Here is a 26,764-nt window from a genome sequence, read left to right on the forward strand (position 1 = left end):
CCAAGAAAACCAACCAGAGGTGACCATATGTTCAATACAGCATTGACCGTTTCGCGCTCGAAAGTTTTGGGCGGTCTTGCCGCCATGCTTCTGGCCGCAACCTCCTTTGCGACAGCCGCACTGGCGGTGACGCCGGAGGAAATCAAGGCCAAGGGTACCGCCACGATCGGCGTGCAGATGGACCAGTTCCCGTGGGGCTTCATCGGTGCGAAGGGCGAAAATGATGGCTTCGATATCGATATCGCCAAGCTGATCGCCAAAGAGCTCGGCGTCGAGGTCAAGTTCGAGCGCATTACCGGCCAGAACCGCATTCCGCTGCTGGTCAACGGCAATGTCGACTTCCTCGTCCCCTCGATGACGATTACCGAGGAGCGTGCCAAGGTCATCCAGTACGCCATTCCCTATTCGTCGAACGACATCACCGTCTGGGGCAAGACGGATGCGGATATCAAGGCGAACGAGGATCTCTCGAAATTCGTGATCGGTGTCAATCGCGGCAGTGCTTTTGAACCCCTGCTGGTCAAGGTTGCGCCGAAAGACACCCAGATCAAGCGCTTTGATGATGATGCCACGACCGTTCAGGCACTTCTATCGGGCCAGGTCGATGCCATTCTGGGAAGTGTAACCTATGGCCTCGTCATCAAGGAGACCGGCAACGACGCGCTGTTCGGGCGCAAATACAAGGTTTCCGACAATTTCCAGGGCATGGCCGTTCGCAAGGGTGACCTGGAAATGCTCGATTTTCTCAACGATTTCGTAGCCCGTCATACCGCTGACGGTACGCTGGATGCCCTCTACAAGAAGTGGATCGGCGTTGATCGTGCGAAACTTCCGACAACGCTGCCGGGCGTCGATTTCACAGGCAAGCAGTAAATAACAGCGCCAGGGCCCTGCGCGGTCACCAGCCGCGGCCGCGCAGGACGGCACAAACATCAACAACTGAAGAGCTTTTGGCCCCCGCCGCTTCGCGCGGGCGGGGACAGGCCTCTGCACGCCGAAAACCGGATTTTCAGGCAGGGCGCAACAATAGCTCGCTTACGGAGCATGAGACAGACAATGGCGAAAGATGGCAAGCAGATCAGGGTCGGTGTCGATATCGGTGGCACCTTCACCGACGTTGCGATGGAGGTAGGCATCACGCTCCATTCGATCAAAGTTCTGACCGATTATTCCTATCCCGAAAACGCGATCGTCAAGGGGGTTCGCGAGGTTGCGGAAGTGGCCGGAGTGAACCTTTCCGAGATCGATACGATCATCCATGGCACGACGCTGGCCACCAACGCGCTGATCGAGCGCCGTGGAGCCCGCACGGCCTTCATCACCACCAAGGGATTTCGCGACGTCATCGAAATGCGCACCGAAAGCCGTTTCGAGCAATATGATCTCGATATCGTGCTGCCGGCACCGCTGGTTCCGCGCAACGAACGTTTCGTCGTTGACGAGCGCATCGGCGCCGATGGTTCGGTGCTGAAAGCTCTCGATCTCGCCGAGGTCGACGCGCTGTGCGACGAGATCATCGCCGCCGATTATAACAGCGTTGCCATCGGTTTCATCCATTCCTATCTCAACGGCGCGCATGAAAAGATTGTCCGCGACCGTCTTCTGGCCAAGAAACCCGATATTTCCGTATCGATCTCGTCGGAAGTGTCGCCGCAGATGCGCGAATTCCAGCGTTTCAACACCGTCTGCGCCAATGCCTTCGTCAAGCCGCTGATGGCATCCTATCTCAATCGTCTCGTCGGTCGTCTGACCGAAGAGGGCACGCGCTGCCCGGTTTTCATGATCCATTCGGGTGGTGGCATCATCAGCGTCGAAAGCGCCATCGAGTTTCCGGTACGCCTGCTGGAATCCGGCCCGGCCGGCGGCGCCATCTTCGCGGCCCATATCGCCAGCAGCTACGGTCTCGACCAGGTGCTTTCCTATGACATGGGTGGCACGACCGCCAAAATCTGCCTGATTGAAAAGCAGACACCCAAGACGTCCAAGACTTTCGAGGTGGCCCGCACCTGGCGCTTCAAGAAGGGCAGCGGCATGCCGATCTCCATTCCCGTCATCGAGATGGTCGAGATCGGTGCCGGTGGCGGCTCGATCGCCACCATCGACAGCATGCGTCAGATCCGTGTTGGCCCGCACAGCGCCGGCTCCGAGCCGGGGCCTGCCTGCTACGGCCGCGGTGGCGCCAACCCGACCGTCACGGATGCCGACCTGATCCTTGGTCGCCTCGATCCGGACGAGTTTGCCGGTGGCGCGATGAAGCTCGACCGCTCCGCTTCCGACAAGGCCATGGATGCGGACCTCGCATCGAAACTCGACACGGATATCGCCACGGCCGCTTATGGCCTCAGCGAAGTGGTCGACGAGAACATGAGCAATGCCGCCCGTATGCATGCGGTGGAAAACGGTAAGGAGCTTTCCGAGTTCACAATGATCGCGTTTGGCGGCGCGGCTCCCATCCATGCCGCGCGGCTGTGCGAAAAGCTCGGCATGGCAGATCTCTTGATCCCGCCGGGGGCCGGTGTCGGTTCAGCCATCGGCTTTCTGCGGGCGCCCTTCGGTTTTGAGAGTGTACGCAGCGCCTATAGCCGCCTCAGCCGCTTCGATGCCGCCGCAATCAACCAGACGGTTGCCGAGCTAAGCGCCGAGGCAATCTCCTTCGTGCGCTCCGGTTCGCCCGAAGCTAACCCGGATCTCGAATGCATTGCATACATGCGTTATGTCGGCCAGGGCTGGGAAGTGCCGGTGACGATCGATGTGCGCGATTATGCGGATGCCGATAGCGACTTTTTCCGAAAACTGTTCGACGAACAGTACGAGCACTTTTTTGGCCGCGTCATCGATGGCCTCGATGTCGAGATCGTCAGTTGGTCGCTGAGAGCAACCTCGAAGGTTACTCCGCCGGATCGGATCGGCCGGACGGCGAAGACGAACGCGGCAAAAGTGCGCGGCACCCGCGAAATTTTCGATGTGCAGGAAGGCAGCTTCCAGACGGCATCGATCGTTTCGCGTGCCGACATGAAGAGCGGCGAATTCGTACCCGGCCCCGCCGTCATCACCGAACGCGAGACCTCGACCATCATCACCGCCAGCCGCGAAGTCATCATGCAGGCCGATGGCTGCCTGCTCATACGCGTCAAGCAAAGCGCTTGAACGGAGGATTTGACATGAAAACCAACGCACTTTCCGAGGTCCACATGCAGATCATGTGGAACCGCCTGATCTCCGTCGTCGAAGAACAGGCCGTCACCCTCATCCGCACCGCATTTTCCACCAGCGTGCGTGAATCGGGCGACCTCTCCGCCGGTGTCTTCAACCGCGGTGGTCTGATGATCGCCCAGGCGGTTACCGGCACACCGGGTCACGTCAACGCCATGGCCGAGGCAGTGGGCCATTTTATCCGCGATATCGGACCTGAGAACATTTTTGAAGGTGATGTCTACATCACCAATGATCCCTGGAAGGGCACAGGTCACCTTCACGACTTCACGGTGGTTTCACCAAGCTTCCGCAACGGTGCGCTGGTCGGATACTTTGCCTGCACCGCACATGTGGTTGATGTCGGCGGCCGCGGTTTTGGCCCGGATGCCAATGAAGTTTACGAAGAGGGCATTTTTGTCCCGATCATGAAATTTGCGGAACGCGGCAAGGTCAACAAGGATCTCGTCAACATCCTGCACAACAACGTGCGCGAAAGCCATCAGGTGGTCGGCGACGTCTATTCGCTGGCGGCCTGCAACGAGATCGGCCATCGCCGCCTGATGGACATGATGGAGGAATTCCAGCTCGCCGATCTGGAGACTCTGGGCGAATTCATCTTCAAGCGCAGTTATGACGCCACGATTGAACGCATCGCCGCGCTGCCGAAGGGGTCCTATTCCAATACGATGCGCGTCGACGGCTACGGGTCACCGATCGATATCGCCGTGCGTCTCGATGTCGAAGGCGATCACATCCTCGCCGATTTCGACGGTACCTCGCCGCCGAGCCCGAAAGGCATCAATTGCCCGATCATCTATTCGGCGGCCTATGCATGCTACGGCATGAAGGTTGCGATCGCACCCGATATTCCAAATAACCACTATTCGCTCCTGCCGTTCCGCGTAACGGCACCGAAAAACTGCATCCTCAATGCCCAGCATCCGGCGCCGGTTTCGGTGCGCCATGTGCTCGGCCACCTCGTGCCGGACGCGGTGCTCGGCGCCGTGCACAAGATGCTGCCCGGCAAGGTGCCGGCGGAAGGAGCAGGGGCGTTGTGGAACCTGCATGTCAGCGTGCGCCCGCTGCAAGGGGACAAGGCGCCTGCCGATGGCGGCCAGCGGGCCGAGGTGCTGCTGTTCAACAGCGGCGGCGCCGGTGCCCGCTCGACGCTCGACGGCCTCAGCGCCACGGCTTTCCCGAGCGGCGTGCATTCCATGTCGATCGAGGCCACCGAGCATGTCGGCCCGGTGATCTTCTGGCGCAAGGAGCTGCGTGATGGTTCCGGTGGTGCCGGCCAGTTCCGCGGCGGTCTCGGTCAGGTGGTGGAAATTTCCACGACCGAAGGTCATGAGATGCATTTCAACGCGATGTTCGATCGTGTCGACCATCCGCCGCGCGGCCGCGAAGGTGGTGAGAACGGTGCAGCCGGTGCGGTCCTGCTCGATGACGGAACGCGTCTTCAGACCAAGGGACGCCAGTACGTGCCGTCCGGCCGCAGGCTGATCCTGCAGCTTCCCGGCGGCGGCGGTTATGGTGCGCCGGACAAGCGTGATCCAGCTGCGGCGCAGCGTGATCTGGATTTTGACTACGCGCCGAAAGGCTGACGAAACCGGATGCCGGCGGGAAAACCCCGCCGGTTCCGACAAACTTTTTCAGCGGGAACTATGGATATGACGTTCGAGAACACGCGCGCGGCCGGCATCAAGTCGTCGCCGAGCATGGCCATCGCAATGGCGGCAAAGAAGCTGGCCGCGGAAGGCCGCGACATCATCGACCTGTCCTTGGGCGAGCCGGATTTCGAGCCGCCCGCACATGTGGCGGAAGCCGCCGCCGAGGCGATCCGCAAGGGACGCGTGCGCTATGGTGCTGCGGCGGGCATGGACAGCCTGCGGCAGGCGATCGTCGCCAAGTTCAGCCGTGAAAACCAGCTCGAATACAAGATCGACGAGGTGATGGTGGCCAATGGCGCCAAGCAGATCCTGTTTGACGTTTTTCTCGCCACGCTGGAGCCGGGCGACGAGGTGATTATCCCCACACCGTGCTGGGTATCCTATGGCGATATCGTCTCGCTGCATGGCGGTGATCCGGTCTATGTGTCCTGCGGACCCGAGGCTGGCTTCAAGATCGATGCGGCAACGCTCGAAGCATCGATCACGCCCAAAACCCGCTGGCTGATGCTCAACTCGCCGTCCAACCCGACCGGCGCCATTTATTCTGATTCGGAATATCAGGCGCTTGGCCAAGTGCTGGCCCGTCATCCGCGCGTTCTGGTGATTTCCGACGAGATCTATGAACACGTTTTGCTCAAGGACGTTCCGTTCGTTTCCTTCGCGCAGGCCTGCCCGGAGTTGCGCGACCGCACGCTGATCGTCAACGGTGTCTCGAAAGCCTATGCCATGACCGGCTGGCGCGTCGGTTACGCCGCCGGGCCCAAGGCTTTGATCGCCGTACTGAACAAGATGCAGTCGCAGAGCGTCACTTCGGTCTCGACGATTGCGCAGGCGGCGGCGCTTGCGGCGCTGACTGGCGACCAGGCTTTTGTCGGGCAGGGCGCTCAGACTTTTGCCGGCCGCGCTAAAATCGTCGCCGATCGTCTGGCGCAGATCGACGGCGTCGATTTTACGCCACCGGACGGTGCGTTCTACGCCTTCATCGGTATTCAGCGGCTGCTCGGCCGCAAGACGGAGACAGGCCAGGTGCTTGCCGACGACCCGGCCTTTGCCGCGCATCTGCTGCAGCAGTTCGGCCTGTCCAGCGTGCCCGGTGCCGCCTTCGGCGCGCCCGGTTTCATCCGCCTGTCGATCGCGGCATCCGACCGTGAACTCGAAGGTGCCTGCGACCGGCTCGGCGCCATGGTCGCTTCGCTGAAGGACTGAGTTGGGATTCCCATCCTGCCACAAATATCGAAACGGCGGCGATCATCACTGCCGCACGCCAAGGAGCTTGAAACATGAAGACCGAAGACCTGAAACACGCGCTGGGCGCGGGCTTGCTATCCTTTCCGGTGACGCATTTCGACGCCGAGGGAAAGTTCAACCCGAAAAGCTATGCCGAACACGTCAACTGGCTGTCCGGTTTCGAAGCCACCACGCTGTTCGCAGCCGGCGGCACGGGTGAATTCTTCTCGCTGTCGCCGGAGGAAATCCCTCAGATCGTGCGCGTTGCCAAGGAAGCCGCCGGCGAAACGCCGATCGTGTCCGGCTGCGGTTACGGAACCGACATTGCCGTCTCGATCGCAAAATCGGTCGAAAAGGTCGGCGGTGACGGCATCTTGCTTCTGCCGCATTACCTGATCGATGCGCCGCAGGAAGGTCTTTACCGGCATATCAAGGCCGTCTGCCAAGCGACCGGCATGGGCGTGATGGTCTATAACCGCGACAATTCCGTTCTCCAGCCCGATACGCTGGCGCGTCTCTGCGACGAATGCGAAAACCTCGTTGGCTTCAAGGACGGTACGGGCGATATCGGCCTGGTGCGCCAGGTCACCGCCAAGATGGGCGATCGCCTGACCTATCTCGGCGGCATGCCGACGGCGGAACTATTTGCTGAAGCCTATCTCGGCGCCGGTTTCACCACCTATTCGTCTGCCGTCTTTAACTTTGTGCCGGGCCTCGCCATCGAATTCTACAAGGCGCTGCGGGCTGGCGAGCGGGCGAAATGCGAAACGATCCTGAACGAGTTCTTTTATCCGTTCATGGCGATCCGCAATCGATCCAAAGGGTATGCGGTATCCGCGGTTAAAGCCGGTGTTCGCCTACAGGGCTTCGATGCTGGTCCGGTAAGGGCACCGCTGCAAGACCTGTCAGCCGAAGAGCTGACGATGATGGAAAAGCTGATCGGCAAACATAAGCGCTGATGTTCAGTTCCGAATGAGGTGCTTTCATATGGCAGCACCATTACGTTTCGAAATCAGAAAATGTAAAAATCGGTTAGGTGCGACGAGAGATATCGAAGTTTAATCAGACACTTAACGATATTCAGATGCAGTAACGGCTGAATTGAAATATCTCGAAAGCGCCGATCCGATGAGCGGATGCGAATGAACTGTCGCTTGCCGGTGGTCGGATGGAGGGGAAGGACGGCCGAAGTCATGGTGGGTCGAAGTGGATCAACCCGATCTTGCCGACGAGCTTCACTATCTGTGCACCGAAATCTACCGATATCCGGAAAGGAGATCCGCCCATCATGTATCTGACCGCCTTTGACCGTTTCCGTGCCTAACGGCTCGAAATTAGACAGACGAGTTTCCAGATTTGCGCACCGCGTATAGGTGGGCTGCGACACAGCCTCTAACCCGGCGTGAGGGATCGTATATAACAATTCCAACGAAGCGATGTAACTCCTCCCACAGAGCTTCGTATTTCAGGCGGCCCACTCCTCCTCCCAAGGGTGGCCTGAACGGATAGTCGCACTCCTCCTCCCAGCCGCTGTCCAATGATTTCGAAAAGCCTGCGCACTCCTCCCGCGCAGGCTTTTTCGTTTCTGCCTACATCCCGAAATCCAGTTGCGACTGATCCTCATCGCCATCTTGGCCCTGATCGTTCGTCTGCGAGGATAGGGCCACGCCAAGCAACCGCACCGACAGCTTGAACGGATAGCGGTCCGTTATCCTTTCAAGAGCTTGGCGTCCTTGCGCAGTTGCTCGGGTGGATCCGATCAAGTCGAAATTTTTCCAACCGGCATCAGAGCGCCGTGACCAGAGGCCGGCTCTCCGATGCTGTTCATTTAGGGTATGGATGACGCCAAAATTGGCTTAACGTCTATAATTCCCGGATCAATTGCTCGGCGATCCGAACACTCAGAGCGGCTCCGGTGAGTGTCGGGTTCATGCACGACGCTGACGGCATGACACTGGTTCCGGCGATGAACATGTTGGGATGGTCATGCGTGCGGCAATCGCGGTCGACGACCGAATCCTTCGGGTCATCGCCCATGCGGGTCGTGCCCATGACGTGTTGACGGTTTTGCCATTTCACGTCGGTCGACAGGACTTCGGCATCCAGCAGTTCGGCGATCTTGTTGAGATCCTGCAGGCCGCGGTCACGGCCGGCGTTCCAGTAGTCCGTGACCGAGTAATAGAGAACCGGAACCGGGATGCCGAGCGCGTCGAACTTGGTCTTCGACGGCGTGACGCGGTTTTCGGCCAAAGGCAGCGGTTCGAAATCGATCGCCCAATTGAGCGAACGGGCCGAATATTTGCGGATCTGTTCATCCAGCTTGGACCCGAGAATACCCTTCTTCAGAAAACCTTCGGTCATCTGCGCGGTCGGTACGGTGTTGCGCACCTTGATCTTGTAGCTCGGGTAATCCTTGCGAAATTCGCCATCGCGCTGGTTCAAATAGACCAGAAGCTCCGTCGGGCCTTCGCCCGGCCACATGTCCTCCTTGGTCAGCATGTTCATGCTGATACCGGTATGGTCCATGAGGTTGCGGCCGACCTGATCGGACGAGTTGGCAATGCCGTTCGGATATTGTTCCGAAGTCGAGATCAGCAGCAGTTTTGCGGATTCGATGCCGTAGGCGGCGAGTACGAAATATTTGGCCGTCAGGCGATGTTCGGAATTGTCCGGCTTCTTGTACCAGATGGCCGTGATTTTGCCGTCGTCACCGGCCTCGATCTTGTAGACCGGCGAATTGTCGAGCAGCTTGGCGCCATGGCGTTCGGCCTCGTCGATATGCATCGACCCGTCATATTTGGCACCGATCGGACAGACCGGATTGCAATTGTTGTTGCCTGCGCAGACCGGGCGGTTGCCATAGGGGCGCGAGGCGCGCCCATGCGGTTCCAGAACCGGATTGAAGCCACCAATGAGAAGCTTTTCCGAAAGCGTGTCGAACATATAGGAGGAGTTCAGCTGCTTCATCGGGAAGGGCATCGAGCGTGGCGGCATTGGGCCGCCGCCCTGACCGCTTTCGTCCTGCCCATCGGTGCCGGTGACGCCGAGTTCGAGCTCAGCCTTGTTGTAATATTGCTCGAGATCGGCGTAACCGATCGGCCAGTCACGACCGCGGCCGTAGAGCGACTGGATCTTGAAATCGTTCGGGATCATCCGCCACAGCGCCGAGCCAAAATGCCAGGTGGTGCCGCCAACCACCCGCAGGTAGGAGGTGTTGTATTTCACCGGACCCTCGTATTGCAGGTAATCTCCATAGGTAGACGGCGCATGCGGCAGGCTCGGGAACGGAGAACCGGCGCCCTGCAGCTTGGCATTGGCAAGCGACAGTTTCACCGGCGCATTGCGATAGGTCTCGACGATCTCGCGGCGGTTGACGCGCGGACCGGCCTCCAGAACGATGACCTTCTTACCGGCCTTGGCGAGGTTGGCGGCAATGATGCCGCCCATGACGCCCGAGCCGATGACGATCAGGTCCGCATCATAGGATGTGTTAGCCATTGTCTTTGTTCCTGTCAGATCTTGCTACCTGGCTTCGGTCCCCAGGCGTTGGGGCCGGGACCATAAGACGGGATGGTAAGGAGGCCCTTGGTCGGGCGATACATCAGCGATTCGGCATAGGTGATTAGCTCGGCATCTTCCGGTTCGCCGACGACGCCGAGATACCAGGCGGACACGATCTTGGTGGCTGTTTTGGTCAGCGCCGGTTCGGTGCCGGTCAGCGCTAGAAAGCCATCCATGTTCGGCACGCCGGATTGTCTAATCAGCTTGGACAATGCATCCATGCTGGCATCGAGGTCACCGTCGCGTTTCTTCAGCGCAGCAAGGAAGCGGGCGCCGAGAACCGGATCCAGTGAGTAGCCTGTGAGGAATTCCGACAATTGCGTGAAGGACACCACACCATCGTCAGCGGCGGTTGCCGAAAGCGGGCCAGCAAGATCAGCGGTAAGCGCCAGGCCGGCAATCGCGACCGTGGTGCGCAGCAGCCCGCGGCGCGAGACGGGTTGGCCGAAGGCGGCCGTTGATTTGGTATCGATAGGCATTAGGATCTCCGGGGAGCGATCAATGCGGAAAGGGGAAGGCGATGGTTGTCGTTCAGGCCGCAAGCGGACGCGAACGGCGACGCAGCACAAACCAGACGACCAGCGCCAGAACGATGACGGCACCGACGATTGCGGTGGGGGCTGCCAACGGTGCCAGCCTAACGATCAGTGGCTTCTCGCCGCCGTCGCGGATCCGGGCGACATCGGTCGCGGTCACTTTGACAGCCGGGTTGCCGTAATTGGCCAGCACGTAATTGCTGACATCGGCGATATCCTTGTCCGAAAGACGGTCGGTGTAAGCAGCATCAGGTCCGAAAGCGGGCATGAAGGCGACGTTTTCGGCCGTGGTCCGATGCAGGCCATAAAGGATGGTGGCAATCAGGTTGTCTGGGCGGTCGCCGCCGGTCGCGGTGTTGTTGAACAGCGACGGATAATGATTGTTGCCCTGTCCCTCCGGTTGGTGGCAGGCGGCGCAACTGCCACTAAAAATGTGATAGCCGTTTTCATCCCGCGCCTGACCCGGCAGGCCACGCAGGGACGCCTCGATTGCGGTCGATGGCTCGCCATATGTATCGCGCGCCTGCTGGTCGCTTGAGGCTACGGCCGGCACGTCCTTCAGATAGGTGACGATCGCCCTGAGGTCTTCGTCTGGCAGATATTGCAGGCTGTTTTCAACGGCTTCCGCCATCGGACCCGCAGCTTGGGCCTTGCCGGCGACATTGCCGGTCTTGAGGTATTGGATAAGATCACCATCCGACCAGCCACCGATGCCGGCAACCTTGTCGGAGGTGATATTGGGCGCAAACCATGGGCCGATCGCGCCGCCTGCCAACGGCTGGCCGGTATCTTCCGCCATGAAACCGTTGCGTGGAGTGTGACAGGTCCCGCAATGCTCCAGCGCCTCGGCCAGGTAGGCGCCGCGATTCCATTCAGCGGATTTTGCGGGGTTGGGCTCGAAACGTGTCTTGTCGAGGAAAAGCAGGTTCCACACCGCCATCGAAGTGCGGATCGAGAACGGGAAGGGCAACTCGGTTTGCTGCGGCTTGTGATCGTCCGGATTTACGCCCTGCATGAAATAGGCGTAAAGGGCCTTCATGTCGGCGTCGGTGATCTTGGCATAAGCGGTGTAGGGCATTGCCGGGTAAAGGTGGTTGCCGTCCTTGGCAACGCCATCACGCACGGCACGCGAAAAGTCCTCTTCGCTGTAATTGCCGATTCCGTCGGTTTTCGAGGGCGTTATATTGGTCGAAAAGATCTTGCCGAGCGGCGTGTCGATGCCGTAGCCGCCGGCAAAGGGTGTGCCGCCATGCGGCGCGGTGTGACAGGCGGCACAGTCGGCCGCCGTCGCAAGATGACGACCGCGCGCCACGAGATCGGCAGTCTCATCCGCGAAGCTCGCGCCGGCCGTTGCGACCAGCGCCGAAAGACAGAGAACCGCGGGGCGGATTGAAGCGGAAATCGGCGCAAACAAAGTGCTCCCGAAATAAGTACCGGGCAAGACAGGAGGCTTAGGCATATATCCCTGTGCTTTCATCAAGCATGAACAATCAATAACGGTTCCAGACGTGCCTCCCACACGCCGGGCCGATCTTCATCGTCGCGAACCGAGCTGGCAAATCGGGAAAATACCACTCGTATTGAAGCAATTCTTGAACAAAAAGCTTGTTTAACGGGTTCAGGATTAAACCTGAGGCGTGTCGATGTGTCACGGCGCGACTTGATTTGTGTCATAGCGCCGCGAAAGATAGCTTGTGTAGTCAGTTTGTCGTAAAAACAGCCTTCACCAACTGTGAAAGCTTAAAGCCATGAAATTCGACCTCACGGATCTCAGGATATTTCTCTCGGCCGTCGAGGGCGGAAGCCTGACCGCAGCGGCCTTGCAGAACAATATCGTCGTAGCTGCGGTCAGCGCGCGGCTGCGCAAGATGGAAGTCAGCTTTGGGCTTCCACTAGTGGAGCGCACTGGCCGTGGCATCCGGCCAACGCTTGCCGGCGACATGCTCGCGCGTCATGCACGTTTGGTGCTTGACGGTGCCAGAAAGCTGGAAGTGGAGCTCGAAGCGTTTGCGGAGGGGCGCGGAGGCAGCATCAGGCTGCTTTCCAATACGAACATGCTGTCCGAGCATATGCCGCAGATTCTCGGGCGGTTTCTCACCGATAACCCCGACATCGTCGTCAGCGTCAAGGACAAGCCAAGTTTCGAAGTGGTCAACCTACTCAGGAATGGCGAAGCGGATATCGGCATCGTGGCGGCGTCGGCAGACATGACCGGTCTTGAGGTCTGGCCATTTGTGCGGGATCGGCTGGCCGTTATCGCTCCCGAGGGTTCGCAACTTGAAGGGCCGCTTGCCTACACGAGCATTCTTGACTGTCCGATCGTCGCGCTCAACGAAAATGTGGCCTTGTCGCAATTCCTGCGGCGGCTTGCGGCCGAACTCGGTCGGCGCGCAACGATACGGATGCGTGTCGAAAATTTCGAGGCAATGTGCCGTGTTGTCGAGAGCGGCGTGGGAATAGGTATTGTTCCGGAAACCGCTGCGATGCGTTATTCCCGTATGATGAACCTCCGCATTTTGCCGATTGCGGATGCGTGGGCAGAGAGGGAGCTCTATCTTTGCGTCAGAAGTCGCGAGCAGCTGCCTCGATACGGTCAGGCGCTGCTTGCCCATATGCTCGATTACGTCGATACAGTTCGCATTCCGCGACCGGAAACTGACGGAGGCGGTGCGCAGCCTTGCGGGTGAACATAAGGCGATGCTACGGGCCTATCATGGTCCCATAGTGTTGTGGGTACGTCTCTCCAGGAGCCGTGAACGCCTAGGAGGAACTGGAGAAAACGGCAAGCTCTTCTTCCTTGTCGCCAATCGCCCCGTCTCGCTGCTGACCTACGAGGCGATCACCGAGTTGAACGACGCTTTTCCCAGCTGAAGCGGATCGAAAAAGGACATTCCTTTGGATCAATGGCTCGTCCTTCTGAGCGTCGCTCTGGCCGCAGGTGCGCTGAGCGGATTGGTTGGCACCGGAGCCAGCCTTCTGCTTCTGCCGGTTCTGGTGCCGATGTTCGGCGCGGTCGAGGCGATCCCGATCATGGCGGTGGCGGGTTTTCTCGCCAATCTGTCGCGCGCACTGGCCTGGTGGCGGTCGATCGTCTGGAAAGCGGTGCTCGCCTACACGCTGCCCGGCATGCCGGCCGCAGCGCTCGGCGCCTATACGCTCATCCACCTGCCGGCGGGATGGCCGGAAGCGATGCTCGGCCTGTTCATCATGGCGCTGGTGCCGATCCGCCGCATGGCCACGGCCAGATTTTCAACCGCCGGGATCGGCCATCTGGCATTGACCGGCGCCGTGGTCGGCTTCCTGGCCGGGATATTCCTTTCGACGGGTCCGCTGAGCGTCCCGGCATTCCTGGCCTTCGGCCTTGTACGCGGCGCCTTCATCGCAACGGAAGCGGCCGCGTCGCTTCTCGTCCAAGCCGCCAAGATCGTGAGCTTCCGGGAATTCGGCGCCATGACGGTAACAAACATGCTGCGGGGCGTCGTCATCGGCGGTGCACTGATGGCAGGGACGTTCCTGATCCGTCCCCTCGTGGCGCGCCTTCGTGATCATCATTTCAGGACGATGATAGATGTCGTGACGCTCGTGTCAGGTGCTTGGCTTCTGGCATTCGGTCTTGGCCATCTGCTTTAAGACGTGTCGCATCTTCGCAACGGTGGGGCAAAAGCATGCTCTCCTACGAACCTGTGCAAACCGGCGAAAAATATGCAACAGGGCAAAGACGGGCGAATTCGACTGCTAAAACATCACTGCGAAATGAAGGGTTTGCGCGATGTGCTTGGCGCAGTAGAATTGATCTAAACTATTGAGGTTGAAAGGCTTCTACGACTTTTGTAGCAAGGGTGTCTTTTGTGCAAGCGAGCCAGCCTCTTCCCATGACCATAGCTTACGAGAACATTGCCAAGTTGTATGCTGCCGAACATGACAGGCTTGAGCGCCAGATTTTCTGGCGCATCGGCTGCAGGGCAACCGCCGGGGATCTCGTCCATGACATCTTCCTTCGGTTGTGGGAAAAGGCGACGCAACCGAGGGGCAGCGATGCTGCCTATCTTACCAGATGCGCGTAACGCAACGATCGACCATGTCCGCTCGAAGCGACGGCGCGGTGAATATTTGGCCATCGCAGTGCTGACCGGAACCATTTCGTCACTTCGCTAACCTGACTGCCTGTCTGACAAAAGAATGATGGCAAAGTAGGCAGCATAGGTTCACATCGCTTCAAGACTTTAATGCCAGCCGGAACTCCGGCCGTAAGTCGTTTCCTACCACTGAAATTTCACCCGACTGCGATCAGTGCCTAGACGTTTTTGAACCGCTCCAGACCCGTCGGGCCATTCATTCACTAAAGCCACGTTGTTATCTTTGGCGAGCTCGCTAGCCACGATCAAGCCAGCCGGAAACCTGTTCGAGGGTCCGCCTTTCCTGGCCCGCTTCCATCGAAAAGGCAGGTTTTAAAGTAGCAGCAGGCAGATGGGTACGGAAAACCTCTTGGCTATTGCCAACTCCGTAACCTCCGTGGGTGATAAACGGCACCACCACCTTGCCGGAAAAATCATGCGCGCGTAGGAAGGATCTGATGACCGGAGGCGCGGTCATGCCCCAGATCGGCATACCGAGATAGATCAGGTCGTAGCGGCCGAGGTCGGCAACGAAGTTTCCCAAGGCTGGCAGATAGCGCTGCGCCGTCTCACGGCGTGCCTGCTCCACCGTCGCTTCGTAATCTTCCGGATATGGGTTTCTTGTCTGTATTTCGAAAAGTGTAGCGTCTTGCGCACGACGTATCTGGCGGGCAACGACCGCCGTGTTGCCCGTGCGCGAGTAGAATGCGACCAGCGCCCTCGAGGATTGGCTGGTCGCCGGTTGCGCGGAAGTGCCGGAAGCCGACAGAGCAAGACCCGCAGCGGTTAGAGGCAATGCCTTCAGCAAGCGTCTTCTTCCCCAGTTGTCCAGCTCGTCATCGACCTCCAGTTCCATACCGACTCAGTCTATCGCAGGCTTGGACGCGTATTCCTCGTCGGTCACCTTCTCCATCCAGGTGACGGAACTTCCCTCATCCGATTCTGAAATGGCGAAGTGAGACATCGCCTGATCCGGAGAAGCGCCATGCCAATGCTTCACGTTGGCCGGAATCCAGACTACGTCTCCGGGCCGGATCGCCTCGACGGGGCCACCAACCTTCTGAACAAGACCCTGTCCAGAAATCACATAAAGCGTCTGGCCGACCGGATGCGTGTGCCAGGCTGTGCGTGCGCCGACCGTGAAGGAAACGACGCCGCCGCTGACAGTCGCCGGAGCGTCTGCGCTGAAACGGCTGCCCACCTCCACATCGCCTGTGAAATAGTCCGCCGGACCCGCTGCCGGGTTCGTGTTCGCACGTGTGATCTTGATATCCATGGAGGATGTATCCTTGCTTGTATCAGTCGATGTCGGCTGGGCATTCGCAGCGCGAGCTTCGAAGACGGCTCTTAGAACGGGAACGGCGGACATGGCGCGCGGCCACCCGGCGTAGAATGCGACATGGGTTATGGCTTCCGAAGCTTCCGACTGTGTCAGCCCGTTGTCCATCGCTCGGTTGGCGTGGAAGGGAAGCTGTTCCGGCTGGCCAATGGCGACAAGTGCAGTCATGGTGACAAGGCTGCGGTCACGGGCTGAAAGGTCCGGCCGCTGCCACAGATCGCCGAACAGGACCCGGTTGGTGAGATCGGCGAGAGCCGGCACGGTTGGAGCCACGGTCGTGTTGACCCTTGCCGTTCGTGCCGCTTCGGCTGCTGCCTCCAGCTCGATGCGTGCCTCTTCGCTGTTCGCCACGGGAGCGATCTTGCGCTCGTCGAACACCTTCTTGACTTCCTGGACTGCTGAAATCGCGTTCGGCCAACCGGAATAGAGGGCAAGCTGGGTGATCAGTTCTCCGATCTCGGAAGGCTTGACACCATTGTCGAGCGCGCGGCGGACATGACTGCCGATCTGCGCGGACTTGCCCGTAGACACCAAGACAGAGACCGTGACGATGCTGCGGTCACGCGGCTGGAGTTCCGCCCGTTCCCACACTTCGCCGAATAGCACACTGTCGGTGAAGTGCCCAAGGCCGGGGGCCACATCATAGACCGCCGGGGGCGCGATCCGCCGCCGTTCTTCCTGAGCCTCCACGCCAGTGGCTGCGAGCGTTGATATGGCGATACTGGCGGCGATGTTCTTCATCCAGAAATCCTCTTCGTGGTGCAAGTCAGCATCGCGCGTCGCACGATGGGCCGCATTTAGAGATGGGGGAGCAATCCCAGGAGATTAGATGGGCAATTCCTATTGGCCCTATGCGCCCAGTTCATGAATTCGAACAAAAGGTCACGCAATCCAGATCGGCTGCATGACCTGCAGGCAGGTCAGAAGCGCAAAAGCGTCTTGATCGCCCGGCGTTCGTCCATCGCCTTGTAGCCTTCTGCGACGTCTGCAAGAGGGATCTTAAGGTCGAATACCTTGCCGGGGTTGATCTCGCGATCGATGACGAGATCCATCAGGTAAGGGAGGAAACGACGCACAGGGGCGGGGCCACCCAGCAGGCTCTTCTGCTGGAAGAACAGGTGCTGGCCGTCGAAGGTCACGCCATGCGGAACGCCGACGAAACCGATCTTGCCGCCGGGACGGGCGCAATTGATGGCCTGCGACATGGATTCCTGCGTGCCGACACATTCCAGCACCGATGCGGCACCCACGCCGTTGGTCAGTTCCTTGATGCGGGCGACACCCGCATCGCCGCGTTCGGAAATGATGTCCGTTGCTCCGAACTCCAGTGCAAGATCTTGGCGGCTCTTGTGGCGGCTCATGGCTATGATCCGCTCCGCACCCATCCGTTTGGCGGCAAGAACCGCCATCAGTCCGACGGCACCGTCACCGACGACGACGGCGGTGGAGCCTTCCTGCACGCCTGCCGCATCCGCCGCATACCATCCCGTACCAAGCACGTCGGACGTCGCCAGCAGGCTCGGGATCAGGTCGTCGGATGGCATTTCCGCCGTGGGGACCAGTGTGCCATCGGCCAAAGGCACACGAGCAAACGGAGCCTGCGCACCCGTCATAAATTCGACCTGTTCGCAGGAGGACTGGAAGCCGAACCTGCAGTGCGGGCAAGTATTGTCGGACAGACAGAAGGAGCCGACGACGAACTGGCCGGGCCTAACCGTATTCACAGCGCTGCCGATTTCGACCACCACGCCGCAGTATTCATGCCCCATGGCAAGTGGCGATGTCACTTCGTTCGCACCACGGTAGGGCCAGAGGTCCGAACCGCAGATGCAGGATGCCGCCAGCTTAATGATGGCATCGGTCGGCTTGAGGATTTTGGGCTCGGTGACCTCCTCGCAGCGTACGTCGCCCGGGCCATGGAGCATTGTTGCCAGCATGGTTCTGGTCCTTTCAATAGTCAGGTTTCGATGGTTGATCGTGTTTGATGTTTCAGGCGGACGCCTTGCGTGCCCGGACGGCGTCGAGATCCGACATAACCCTTGCGGGCTCTTCGCTGAGCGGCATGTTGTCGACGTCCCGGACCGCATCCAGCGAGCCCGGCCTGTCGCGGTCGATGTCTGAAAACAGCGGAGTCAGGCTTTCCTGGGCAGGACCGTGTTCCGCGACAAGCTCGAACGTCTTCCAGTGGGCGGATGTGTCTGTGACGCTCCCAACTAGGACCTGGGCGATCTGCATGCGTGAGATCACACCGTCCGCGGGTGTACAGGACTGCCGTTCGTCGCCCTGCAGAAAAACCAGCCGATGCTGATCAGGATCATTGTAGTCGAACCATCCGGGGCGAATGATCGTATAGGGGAGGCCACTAGCGCGTACGAGGCGCTCGGCGCGGCGCTTCCAGTCATGCGCCTCGGTCGTCTGATTGTAGCTGCCCGTTCGATTGGTCACGCCGATGGCGGTCATGAGAGCGATCGCGACCTGCCGCGATCCAACCGCCGACAGAATGTTTTGAACACCGCCATAATCGACATGCTCGGCACCGAGCTTGCCCATTCCATCGGAGCCATGGGTGAATATTATGGCAGCCACACCGTCGACGGCCGCCTTGAGGCTTTCGCTTTCGCTCAGGTCACCGAGCACGAGTTCGACGTTGTCGCCGAGCGCTCGCCCCTTGCGCGTGTCGCGAACCAGTGCCCTGACGGAATGCCCGGCCGACAAGGCCTCGGGCACCACGAGTCTCCCGATGCTGCCCGTCGCACCTACACTCAGAATTTTGAGAGGAGTTCCGGTCATTTGACTTCTCCGATTTCATGTTTTGAATGAAGCGCGGTCACCAGCCATGCGCACAGGGTCGATCCGACCGCCATGTTTGCTATGACCCAGCCCATGGGCCATGGCGTGCCGTTGGCGAAAGCCCCTACGAGACCGGATCCGGCATGCCGCTTCCGTACTGGACTGCGCCCACGAGGGAGGAAACGGAGCCAGCCTACTCCGGATAGTCCGCCATGGCGCCCACGATTGAATTGGCAACGATCAGGCCCGTCGCCGAGACGAAAACCAGCATGGGTATGAACAGCCCCCAGAGTCCGCCGAAATCACTGTAGGAATTGACGGCAAGCACGAGGCCGGAGACGGTCGCGATGGTGGTGCCGGCGAACATGATCCGGTTCATCCCGAAGCGATGGACGAGGCGAGCATTGATCAGGTTCGTGGCGACGATCCCGGCCCCGAACAGCAGTCCGTAATTTTCCGAAGGAACGCCATGATAGGTAATGAAGGCGAATCGCGTTCCGGCGATATAGGCGTACATGCCGGCATAAAAGAACGCTCCGGTGCCCGCGTAGCCGAGGATCTTGCGATGGGGCAGAAGCTGAGCGTAGCGTTTGAAGGCGCTGGAAAGCGGATCGGTGCGTCGCCGTTCGACGGGCAGCGTCTCGGGAAGCGTGAACATTCCGGCGAGCAAGAGTGAACCGAGCGCGACGAGTGTCCAGAAAATCCACCGCCATCCGCCGATGGCGGCAATCTGTCCGCCCAAGATCGGGGCAAGAAGCGGCGCTATCGCCATGACCGCGATCAGTGTCGACAGCATCTGAGCCGCTCGCGGACCTTGATAGAGGTCACGAACCATCGCGCGCGCGAGGACGACACCTGCGCAGGCGCCAAGCGCCTGAAGGATTCGCCAGAAGATGATCGTCTGGACGAAGCCGGATGTGGCACATCCGATGGACCCGATGATGAAAAGGACGAGACCGATGGCGACGGGTATCCGGCGACCATACTTGTCGCTGACGCTCCCCCACAAGAGTTGCCCGAGGCTGAAGCCGATCAGAAAACCAGATATCGTGTATTCGATCGAACCCGCGTCAGCGCCGAGTTGGGCAGCCATATCAGGCATGACCGGCAGGTAGAAATCCGTGGAGATCCAGGCGAAACCCATGAACGCGCTCAGAAGCGCAAGTACGTGCCAGCGTGCTCCAGCGGTTTCCATAGAGGTGCCGGCTACGCCGTCTTCGGAGCCGACCTGTACTGGGGATGTCATGTTTGTGAATGGCTTTCCGGATTTTCGGCATCACATGGGCGGCACCGAGGGTGCCACCCACTCTTGATGTTCAGGGATTAGAGGCCTGTGGTCTTCAGCAGGTGTTCGGGGTAGCGCTCACCCTCGACCGTGATTTCAGAAGCAGCCTGCTCGATGCGGGCGAGTTCGGCTGCCGTCAGTTCGACATCGACAGACGCGAGGTTTTCCTCAAGTCTGTGCAGCTTGGTCGTGCCGGGGATCGGGACGATCCATGGCTTCTGCGCGAGGAGCCAGGCGAGGGCGATCTGGGCCGGCGTGCCGCCCTTTTCGGCTGCGATCGACTTGAGAAGATTGACCAGTGCCTGGTTCTTTTCCATCGCCTCGGGTGTGAAGCGCGGCAGGATATTGCGGAAATCACCCTCGCCGAGCTTGGTGTCCTTCGACATGGCACCTGTCAGGAAGCCCTTGCCAAGGGGACTGTAGGGAACGAGACCGATGCCGAGCTCCTCGCAGGTTTCGAGGATCCCGTTCGTTTCCACACCGCGGGTCCAGAGCGAATACTCGTTCTGGAGCGTCGTCACGGGCTGCACTGCATGCGCACGGCGGACCGTATTCGCGCCCGGTTCCGAAAGGCCGAAATGCCTGACCTTACCCGCTGCGATGAGATCCTTCACCGCTCCAGCTACATCCTCGATCGGGACGTTGTGATCAACGCGATGCTGGTAGAAGAGGTCGATCACCTCGACGCCGAGGCGTCTGAGGCTGTCGTCCGCCACCTTCCTGATGTTTTCCGGGCGGCTGTTCAATCCTGCCTGCTTCCCGTCTTCGAATTTGAAGCCAAACTTGGTGGCGATCAACACCTGTTCCCGCACGGGTGAGAGGGCCTCGCCCACCATTTCTTCATTGGTGAAGGGCCCGTAGATCTCGGCCGTGTCGAAGAATGTCACGCCGCGCTCGACCGCCTGGCGGATCAACGTGACGCCTTCCTGCTTGCTGAGCTTGCTGGCGTAGCCGAAGTCCAGCCCCATGCAGCCGAAGCCAAGAGCCGAGACTTCCAGGCCTGAGGTTCCAAGGATGCGCTTTTTCATATCCAGTCTCCATTCGCGTGTTGCGATCAGGTCGACGTCAGCAAGACTCAGATCCTGATCAACTGGCGATCACCTCGTCGTGTGGAGTGATTTAAGGCTGGATTGGTCTTCCAATTAGATGGTAAGTCCGGCATGTACTTATATCCTGGATTCATGAATGAAGCGCGATGAACTTGGCGACCTGATTGCCTTCCTGACGGTTGCCGAAGAGCGCAGCTTCACCAGAGCCGCGGCGCTGATGGGCACGTCTCAGTCCTCCCTCAGCCATACGGTCCGGCGGCTCGAGGAAAGGATGGACGTGCGCCTGCTGACCCGCACCACGCGCAATGTCGTCGCCACAGAGGCGGGCGAAAAACTGATGTCGACCTTGCGGCCAGCGTTCAACGAGATCAGCCATCAGATGGATGCGCTGTCGGCGATGAGACAGCGTCCAGGAGGCAACATCCGCATCACGTCGAGCAGGCATGCGGCCGAGACAATCCTCATGCCCGCCGTGAAGAAACTCCTGGCCGACTATCCGGGCATCAACGTGGAGATTTCGATAGAGCAGCGTTTCGTCGATCTCGTCAGTGAGCGCTATGATGCAGGAGTCAGGCTGGGAGAGAGTATCGAGAAGGATATGATTGCCGTCCGCATCGGACCCGAACTACGGATGGTAGTTGCCGGATCACCGGAATACTTCAAGAAGAACCAGAAGCCGCAAACCCCGCAGGATCTTACTCAGCATCGCTGCATCAACCTGCGCCTGCCGACCCTTGGTGGATTGTACACCTGGGAGTTCGAACGGGAAGGGCGGCCGGTCAATGTCCGGGTCGATGGTCAGTTCGTTTGCAACGACGTGCCGATGATCATTGACGCCGCCCTCGGCGGAATAGGACTGACCTGCCTCCCTGACGATCATCTCGGTCCCCTCGTGAGGGACGGCCGCCTGATCCAGGTTCTGGAGGATTGGTGCGACCCGTTTCCGGGATACCACCTCTATTATCCCAGTCGTCGGCTTGCATCACCTGCATTCGCATTGCTCGTGGATGCGCTGCGATATCGTGCGGATTGACCACATTCGTCCGGCACTAGTCGAGATCAACGCCGCGCGTATCTATTAGCGATCAATCCCCTCCCGTCTGGAAATAATTTTTATCGCGTCCATTTGGCCAAGTGAATGTAAGGGCGACGGTTCGTTATGGCTCAACAGCGGAACCCTATGCCTGCTTCACACCAACTCCATTAAAACTTCGTCTGACCCCATTAGCCGGTCGGCTATGTTACCCATTGGCCTGTGATCGATGGTCGCCTGCTCCATGCGGCGGCCATCCGTGCAGCCCATATGTGGACCGGGAAATGGACCTGTCAAAGATAGAGACCCTGATCGAATTCGTTGGCCGCTCCAATGTCACCGAACTGATGGTCTCGGAAAAGGATACTACCGTCCGGATATTTCGCGACAGGATTTCGGCCGCCCCGGAAAAGGTGGCGGCGAGTGCCGATGCCATCGAGAATGTCGCCCTGTCCAGCGAAACGGCGAATGCAGCGAACACGGTCGCCGCGCCGATATTCGGCGTCCTGCATGTCGCCCCCGCACCAGGCGATCCGCCTTTCGTCAAGGTCAGTGATGAGGTCGTTGAAGGTCAGACGCTGTTCATCATCGAGGCCATGAAGGTTTTCAACAAGATCGCGGCACCCCGTGCCGGCAGGATCACACGACTGACCGATGTCAATGGCGTGGAAGTCGAAGCCGGCGACATGCTGGCGGAGATCGTGTGATGCAGCCGCACCAGCATTTCGACAAGGTTCTGATCGCCAATCGCGGTGAAATCGCGTTGCGCGTGGTGCGCGCCTGCCGTGAGATGGGATTGAAGACTGTCGTGGTCTGCTCTCAGGCCGACAAGGATGCGGCCTATGTCAAAAGTGCCGATCAATCGGTTTGCATCGGGCCTCCGGCTGCTTCGAAGAGCTACCTTAACCAGCACGCTATCTTGCTGGCAGCGCGTCTCACCGGTGCCGGTGCCGTTCACCCGGGTTATGGATTCCTTTCGGAAAACACCCGCTTCTCTGCAGCCGTGGAGGAGGCGGGTCTGACATTCATTGGCCCGGATGCAAGCGCCATTGCCACGATGGGCGACAAGATCGCCGCCAAAAGCGCCATGGTGGCCGCAGGTGTGCCCTGTGTGCCCGGACCCGATGCTGAACTTCCATCGGAAGCTGACGCAATCCGAGCGGTTGCGGCCGAGATCGGGTATCCGGTGATCGTCAAGGCTGCCGGAGGCGGCGGTGGACGCGGCATGCGCGTCGTGCTGACCGAGGCCGAACTTCTTGAAGCGGTGTCGCTGACACGCGAAGAAGCCCGCAAGGCTTTCGGAACGCCGGCGCTCTATATGGAGAAATTTCTCCAGCACCCGCGTCATATCGAAATACAGGTTTTGTGCGATACGCACGGCAATGCCGTCTGGCTTGGTCACCGCGACTGCTCCATGCAGCGCCGCCATCAGAAGGTGGTCGAAGAGGCGCCGGCGCCCGGCATTTCCGATGCCCTGATCGGCCCTGTGGGGGCCGCTTGCGTCGCGGCGTGCAAGCAGATCGGCTATCGTGGCGTTGGCACGTTCGAATTTCTTTACGAGGACGGCGCCTTCTATTTCATAGAGATGAACACCCGCCTGCAGGTCGAGCACCCGGTCACCGAGGAAACCAGCGGTATCGATATCGTCCAGCAGCAATTGCGCGTTGCCCAGGGCGAGTTTTTGTCGATGGAGCAGGGCGATGTGACCTGTACGGGTCATGCTATCGAATGCCGTATCAATGCCGAGGACCCCGCGACCTTCATGCCGTCGGCGGGCGTCATCACCGCACTGCAATTGCCGGAAGGCGAGGGCATCCGTGTCGATACCCATGTTGAAGTCGGTTACAAGGTGTCGCCCTATTACGACTCGCTGATTGCGAAATTGATCGTCACAGGTCGCGATCGGGCCGATGCGATGCAACGCACCCGGTCGGCGCTTGCGGCCTTCAGGCTGGAAGGCATTGCCACCAATCTGCCGCTCCTTCGCGAACTTTTTGACGATGCCGCCTTCGCTGAGGGGGAAACGGATATCCATTATCTGGAAAAATGGCTGAAGACGCGGGGGGCGGCATGAGCAAGCTGGATCTGAGCGACCCAGCCATCATCGAACGGCTGAGCGCCGCACTTGAGGTCGCTGGCATCAATGGTATCGAAATCACCCGGCCCGACCAGAGCCTGCTGATCCGCGTGGCAGGTTCGGCCGATGGTCATGCGCGTCAAGTGCGCTCCAGCAAGACGGATGTCGGCGGAGCAGTGGTCGTCGTGACGGCACCGATGGTCGGTGAATTCTGGCCTTCCGATCTGTCCCGCACAGGCGCGCCGGGAGCATTTGCTGCAGGCGATACGGTCGGCTTCCTGAAGGTCGGTCCGATCCTGTTGCCCGTTTCGGCCGGTCCGTCGAAACGCCTGCGCCAACACCTCGTTGAACCCGGAACGATCGTCGGTTTCGGTGATCCGATTGCAGAAGTCGAGCCAGAAGCATGAACGCCGCAGTCTCCCAAATGTCCCAGCCTGTTGAAACACTCGCGCTCGACCGCAATGGCGCTCGCGTTTCGCCGATCGGCTCCCGCGCCTTTCTTCTCGAGGCGACCGGCGACTTCGACCTCGCTTCGCAACGACGGATCTGGGCTCTATCCCGTGCCGTGGAACTGTGGCGTGATGTCCTTGAGATCGTTCCCGGCATGACGAACCTTCTCGTCGTCTTGAAGGTAACGCCCGAAGACCCGGAGACTCTGGCCGTGCGCCTGCTGGAAGCCTGGGAACATGCTGAAAGCATCGATCTGGCGGGCCGGACGATCGAAATCGCCGTCACCTATGGTGGTGAACACGCCACCGATCTGGCGGCACTTTGCGACAGGTCAGGCCTGTCAGACCGCGAGGTCGTGCGCATCCATTACGAAGGAACCTACCGGGTTTTTGCTCTCGGCAGTGCGCCGGGTTTCGGTTACCTGCACGGACTTGACCCACGCATCTACATGCCGCGCAAGACAGTACCGTCGCTCAATATGGCGCGGGGATGCCTCACCATCGGCGGCATGCAGACCGGCGTCGCTGTTCTGACAGGACCCAATGGCTGGAATTCGATCGGTTTCGCCGAATTGCAGATGTTCGATCCGATGTCCGCCACGCCCGCAGTGATGGCGCCGGGCGATACGGTGCGTTTCGTGCCAGCGAGCATAGAGCTATGATAGAGATCATCCAGACAGGGCCGTTCAACACGGTGCAGGACCTTGGCCGACCCGGTTTTCGCAATATCGGCGTCACCACCAGCGGCGCCATGGACCCGCTGGCACTGAAAATCGGCAACAGCTTGCTTGGCAACGAAGCTGGCGCGGCCGCGCTCGAAATCCAGACCTATCCATTCAAGCTGCGCTTTTCGAAAGCGACGGTTTTTGTCGTGACCGGGGCCGATTGTGGCGCTTCGCTCGATGGGCGTACGGTCCAACCCTGGTGTGCGCTTTCGGTCGAGGCCGGGCAGGTGCTGGAGCTTGGCCAGCCGCGCGTTGGCACTCGTGCCTATATCTGCATTGCCGGCGGTATCGATGTTGCACTGGTAATGGGTTCGCGCAGCACCTCGCTTCGCGGTGCTTTTGGCGGCAGAGAGGGACGTTTTCTGATTGCGGGTGACACTCTGCAAACGGGGGAGGTCTCCAGTCCCCTTAACCTTCCCGCCGCAGGCATCTCTGTCGTCGATCCCGCCTTTGCGCTTGCCGATGTCTATCCTGCCCATGAAGACGGTGCGCTTGTCATCCGCGCCATTCCGGCGGGGGAATATGGGTTGTTCGGAGAGGATGCCGAGCGTTTCTGGTCGCAGACCTGGAAGATTTCCACGCAAAGCGACCGCACCGGTTATCGCCTGATGGGTGACGCGATCAAGCCAACGACGCCAGTCGAAATGCGGTCTCACGGCGTGGTATCCGGTGTCGTTCAGGTGCCGCCGAGTGGCGAGCCGATCATCCAGATGGCCGATGCCAATACGGCCGGCGGTTATCCAAAAATTGCCGGCGTGATCGAGGTCGACCTTTGGCGTCTTGGCCAAGCGCGTATCGGCAGCCGCCTGCGTTTTGTCCGCGCGACGCATGCTCAGGCGGCGGAGGTCGAAAAGGCTGTAGCAGCTTTCATCGATGATGTCCGCCGGACCGCGCGCCTGGTTTGCGGCGCATTGCAGGTGCTGAACTGAGGGAGGATGGAATGAAGATCGATCTCAATTCCGACATGGGCGAGGGGTTTGGTCCCTATAGCCTGTGCGATGACGAGGCGATGATGAAGGTCGTCTCCTCGGCCAATATCGCCTGCGGTTTCCATGGCGGCGATCCGGAAACCATGGCCCGTATGTTGCGGCTCGCCAAGGCCAACGGTGTCGGCATCGGTGCTCATCCCGGTCTGCCGGATCGTGCCGGCTTCGGACGCCGCGAAATCCCCTATTCTGCTGATGAACTGCGCCAGCAGATGCTTTACCAGTTGGGGGCGCTGAAGGCGATTGCCGCCAGCGAAGGCCAGCGTGTTGCCCATTTCAGTTTTCACGCGGCCATGGGCAATATGGTCAATCGTGATCCGAAGCTGGCCGACCTGATGATGGATGCGATCCGCGCCGTCGATCCCGAACTGATCATCTTTGCCATGCCCGGCAGCGAGATCGAATCCGCTGCCAAGCGGGCCTCGCTCAAGACACTGCTGCTGTTTGTCGCCGACCGCGCCTATGATGCCCAGGGGCGTCTTGTTGCCCGTGGATTGCCCGGTGCCTTGGTGAAGGATGAGGCGGCCGTGCGTGCTCGTGTGCGCCAGTTCCTCGTTGAACGCACCGTCACCACAATCGACGACGTGACCATCGCGATGCCGGCAAAATCCATTCTCGTTCACAGCGATACGCCGGGTTCGCTTGAGCTGGCACGGATCGTGCGCAGCGAAATCGAGGCTGTCGGCGGCACGCTGGCACCTGCATCAGAGGTTGTCGGCTAAAGCCG

At 59.8% G+C, this 26,764-nt stretch carries 24 protein-coding genes and 1 pseudogene; 16 read left to right on the forward strand and 9 right to left on the reverse strand.

Translation table 11 applies throughout. From position 1 onward, the window contains the following. The first annotated feature begins 27 nt into the window (after nt 1-27). The 6 genes and pseudogenes from AAIH70_RS21285 to AAIH70_RS21310 all read left to right on the forward strand — a co-directional run. Entirely contained in the window at nt 28-873 is an 846-nt protein-coding gene (locus AAIH70_RS21285; protein ID WP_430035455.1) for a transporter substrate-binding domain-containing protein, read from the forward strand. A 183-nt stretch (nt 874-1,056) separates the two neighbouring features. Next, nucleotides 1,057-3,147, forward strand: a complete 2,091-nt coding sequence (locus tag AAIH70_RS21290; RefSeq protein WP_430035457.1) for a hydantoinase/oxoprolinase family protein — start codon at nt 1,057-1,059, stop codon at nt 3,145-3,147. Nucleotides 3,148-3,161: 14 nt separating this feature from the next. Further along, a complete protein-coding gene (locus AAIH70_RS21295; RefSeq protein WP_430035459.1) occupies nt 3,162-4,799 on the forward strand; it encodes a hydantoinase B/oxoprolinase family protein in 1,638 nt (545 codons plus the stop codon). A 66-nt stretch (nt 4,800-4,865) separates the two neighbouring features. Continuing rightward, nucleotides 4,866-6,071, forward strand: a complete 1,206-nt coding sequence (locus AAIH70_RS21300; RefSeq protein WP_430035461.1) for a pyridoxal phosphate-dependent aminotransferase — start codon at nt 4,866-4,868, stop codon at nt 6,069-6,071. A 74-nt stretch (nt 6,072-6,145) separates the two neighbouring features. Beyond that, nucleotides 6,146-7,051, forward strand: coding sequence for a 5-dehydro-4-deoxyglucarate dehydratase (gene kdgD / locus AAIH70_RS21305; RefSeq protein WP_430035463.1), 906 nt, complete (start codon nt 6,146-6,148; stop codon nt 7,049-7,051). A gap of 199 nt (nt 7,052-7,250) precedes the next feature. Continuing rightward, nucleotides 7,251-7,416: pseudogene (locus AAIH70_RS21310) on the forward strand (3'-5' exonuclease); the annotation flags it as partial. Between the two features lie 539 nt (nt 7,417-7,955). Here AAIH70_RS21310 and AAIH70_RS21315 read toward each other — a convergent pair. The 3 genes from AAIH70_RS21315 to AAIH70_RS21325 are packed head-to-tail and all read right to left on the reverse strand — an operon-like array spanning nt 7,956 to nt 11,603. After that, on the reverse strand, nt 7,956-9,590 hold the full coding sequence (locus AAIH70_RS21315; RefSeq protein ID WP_132277794.1) for a GMC family oxidoreductase: 1,635 nt from the start codon (nt 9,588-9,590) through the stop codon (nt 7,956-7,958). A gap of 14 nt (nt 9,591-9,604) precedes the next feature. Then, nucleotides 9,605-10,132 (reverse strand): sugar dehydrogenase complex small subunit, encoded by a 528-nt coding sequence (locus tag AAIH70_RS21320; protein ID WP_430035465.1) that lies wholly within the window; start codon nt 10,130-10,132, stop codon nt 9,605-9,607. A 52-nt stretch (nt 10,133-10,184) separates the two neighbouring features. Next, nucleotides 10,185-11,603, reverse strand: coding sequence for a c-type cytochrome (locus AAIH70_RS21325; protein WP_245519276.1), 1,419 nt, complete (start codon nt 11,601-11,603; stop codon nt 10,185-10,187). A 334-nt stretch (nt 11,604-11,937) separates the two neighbouring features. Between AAIH70_RS21325 and AAIH70_RS21330 the strand changes: the two genes are divergently transcribed. The 3 genes from AAIH70_RS21330 to AAIH70_RS21340 all read left to right on the forward strand — a co-directional run bounded on the left by AAIH70_RS21330 (nt 11,938) and on the right by AAIH70_RS21340 (nt 14,253). Next, a complete protein-coding gene (locus AAIH70_RS21330; protein ID WP_430035467.1) occupies nt 11,938-12,876 on the forward strand; it encodes a LysR family transcriptional regulator in 939 nt (312 codons plus the stop codon). A 208-nt stretch (nt 12,877-13,084) separates the two neighbouring features. Next, nucleotides 13,085-13,819, forward strand: a complete 735-nt coding sequence (locus AAIH70_RS21335; protein WP_132277802.1) for a sulfite exporter TauE/SafE family protein — start codon at nt 13,085-13,087, stop codon at nt 13,817-13,819. Nucleotides 13,820-14,061: 242 nt separating this feature from the next. Then, nucleotides 14,062-14,253 (forward strand): sigma factor, encoded by a 192-nt coding sequence (locus AAIH70_RS21340; protein ID WP_132277804.1) that lies wholly within the window; start codon nt 14,062-14,064, stop codon nt 14,251-14,253. A 307-nt stretch (nt 14,254-14,560) separates the two neighbouring features. Here the strand turns inward: AAIH70_RS21340 and AAIH70_RS21345 are convergent, their stop codons facing one another. From AAIH70_RS21345 to AAIH70_RS21370, 6 genes are all read right to left on the reverse strand, one after another. Beyond that, nucleotides 14,561-15,160 carry a flavodoxin gene (locus AAIH70_RS21345; protein WP_132277806.1) on the reverse strand — a complete coding sequence of 200 codons (600 nt, stop codon included), beginning with the start codon at nt 15,158-15,160 and terminating at the stop codon, nt 14,561-14,563. Nucleotides 15,161-15,166: 6 nt separating this feature from the next. Further along, nucleotides 15,167-16,384, reverse strand: a complete 1,218-nt coding sequence (locus AAIH70_RS21350) for a (R)-mandelonitrile lyase (protein ID WP_132277808.1) — start codon at nt 16,382-16,384, stop codon at nt 15,167-15,169. Between the two features lie 179 nt (nt 16,385-16,563). Further along, nucleotides 16,564-17,580 (reverse strand): zinc-dependent alcohol dehydrogenase family protein, encoded by a 1,017-nt coding sequence (locus AAIH70_RS21355; RefSeq protein ID WP_132277810.1) that lies wholly within the window; start codon nt 17,578-17,580, stop codon nt 16,564-16,566. A 52-nt stretch (nt 17,581-17,632) separates the two neighbouring features. After that, on the reverse strand, nt 17,633-18,433 hold the full coding sequence (locus tag AAIH70_RS21360) for an SDR family oxidoreductase (protein ID WP_132277812.1): 801 nt from the start codon (nt 18,431-18,433) through the stop codon (nt 17,633-17,635). Between the two features lie 193 nt (nt 18,434-18,626). Next, on the reverse strand, nt 18,627-19,679 hold the full coding sequence (locus tag AAIH70_RS21365; protein WP_430035470.1) for a multidrug effflux MFS transporter: 1,053 nt from the start codon (nt 19,677-19,679) through the stop codon (nt 18,627-18,629). A 77-nt stretch (nt 19,680-19,756) separates the two neighbouring features. Further along, on the reverse strand, nt 19,757-20,746 hold the full coding sequence (locus tag AAIH70_RS21370) for an aldo/keto reductase (protein ID WP_430035472.1): 990 nt from the start codon (nt 20,744-20,746) through the stop codon (nt 19,757-19,759). A gap of 157 nt (nt 20,747-20,903) precedes the next feature. On the opposite strand from AAIH70_RS21370, the gene AAIH70_RS21375 reads away from it, so the two are divergent. From AAIH70_RS21375 to AAIH70_RS21405, 7 genes are all read left to right on the forward strand, one after another. Further along, nucleotides 20,904-21,800 carry a LysR family transcriptional regulator gene (locus AAIH70_RS21375; protein WP_132277816.1) on the forward strand — a complete coding sequence of 299 codons (897 nt, stop codon included), beginning with the start codon at nt 20,904-20,906 and terminating at the stop codon, nt 21,798-21,800. 284 nt (nt 21,801-22,084) lie between these two features. Further along, nucleotides 22,085-22,507: an acetyl-CoA carboxylase biotin carboxyl carrier protein gene (locus AAIH70_RS21380; RefSeq protein ID WP_132277818.1), complete on the forward strand. Its 423-nt coding sequence runs from the start codon at nt 22,085-22,087 to the stop codon at nt 22,505-22,507. Then, nucleotides 22,507-23,874, forward strand: coding sequence for an acetyl-CoA carboxylase biotin carboxylase subunit (accC, locus tag AAIH70_RS21385; protein ID WP_430035474.1), 1,368 nt, complete (start codon nt 22,507-22,509; stop codon nt 23,872-23,874). The genes AAIH70_RS21380 and accC overlap by 1 nt, the downstream gene beginning before the upstream one ends. Beyond that, a complete protein-coding gene (locus AAIH70_RS21390) occupies nt 23,871-24,284 on the forward strand; it encodes an acetyl-CoA carboxylase (protein ID WP_430035476.1) in 414 nt (137 codons plus the stop codon). Before accC ends, AAIH70_RS21390 begins: the two co-directional genes overlap by 4 nt. Nucleotides 24,285-24,301: 17 nt before the next feature. Beyond that, on the forward strand, nt 24,302-24,988 hold the full coding sequence (gene pxpB, locus AAIH70_RS21395) for a 5-oxoprolinase subunit PxpB (protein WP_245519279.1): 687 nt from the start codon (nt 24,302-24,304) through the stop codon (nt 24,986-24,988). Further along, nucleotides 24,985-25,980, forward strand: a complete 996-nt coding sequence (locus AAIH70_RS21400) for a biotin-dependent carboxyltransferase family protein (RefSeq protein ID WP_430035478.1) — start codon at nt 24,985-24,987, stop codon at nt 25,978-25,980. Before pxpB ends, AAIH70_RS21400 begins: the two co-directional genes overlap by 4 nt. Nucleotides 25,981-25,991: 11 nt before the next feature. Further along, on the forward strand, nt 25,992-26,759 hold the full coding sequence (locus AAIH70_RS21405; protein WP_430035480.1) for a 5-oxoprolinase subunit PxpA: 768 nt from the start codon (nt 25,992-25,994) through the stop codon (nt 26,757-26,759). Nucleotides 26,760-26,764: the final 5 nt, after the last annotated feature.

The sequence above is a fragment of the Neorhizobium sp. BT27B genome (genome assembly GCF_050455485.1).
Lineage (GTDB): Bacteria > Pseudomonadota > Alphaproteobacteria > Rhizobiales > Rhizobiaceae > Neorhizobium.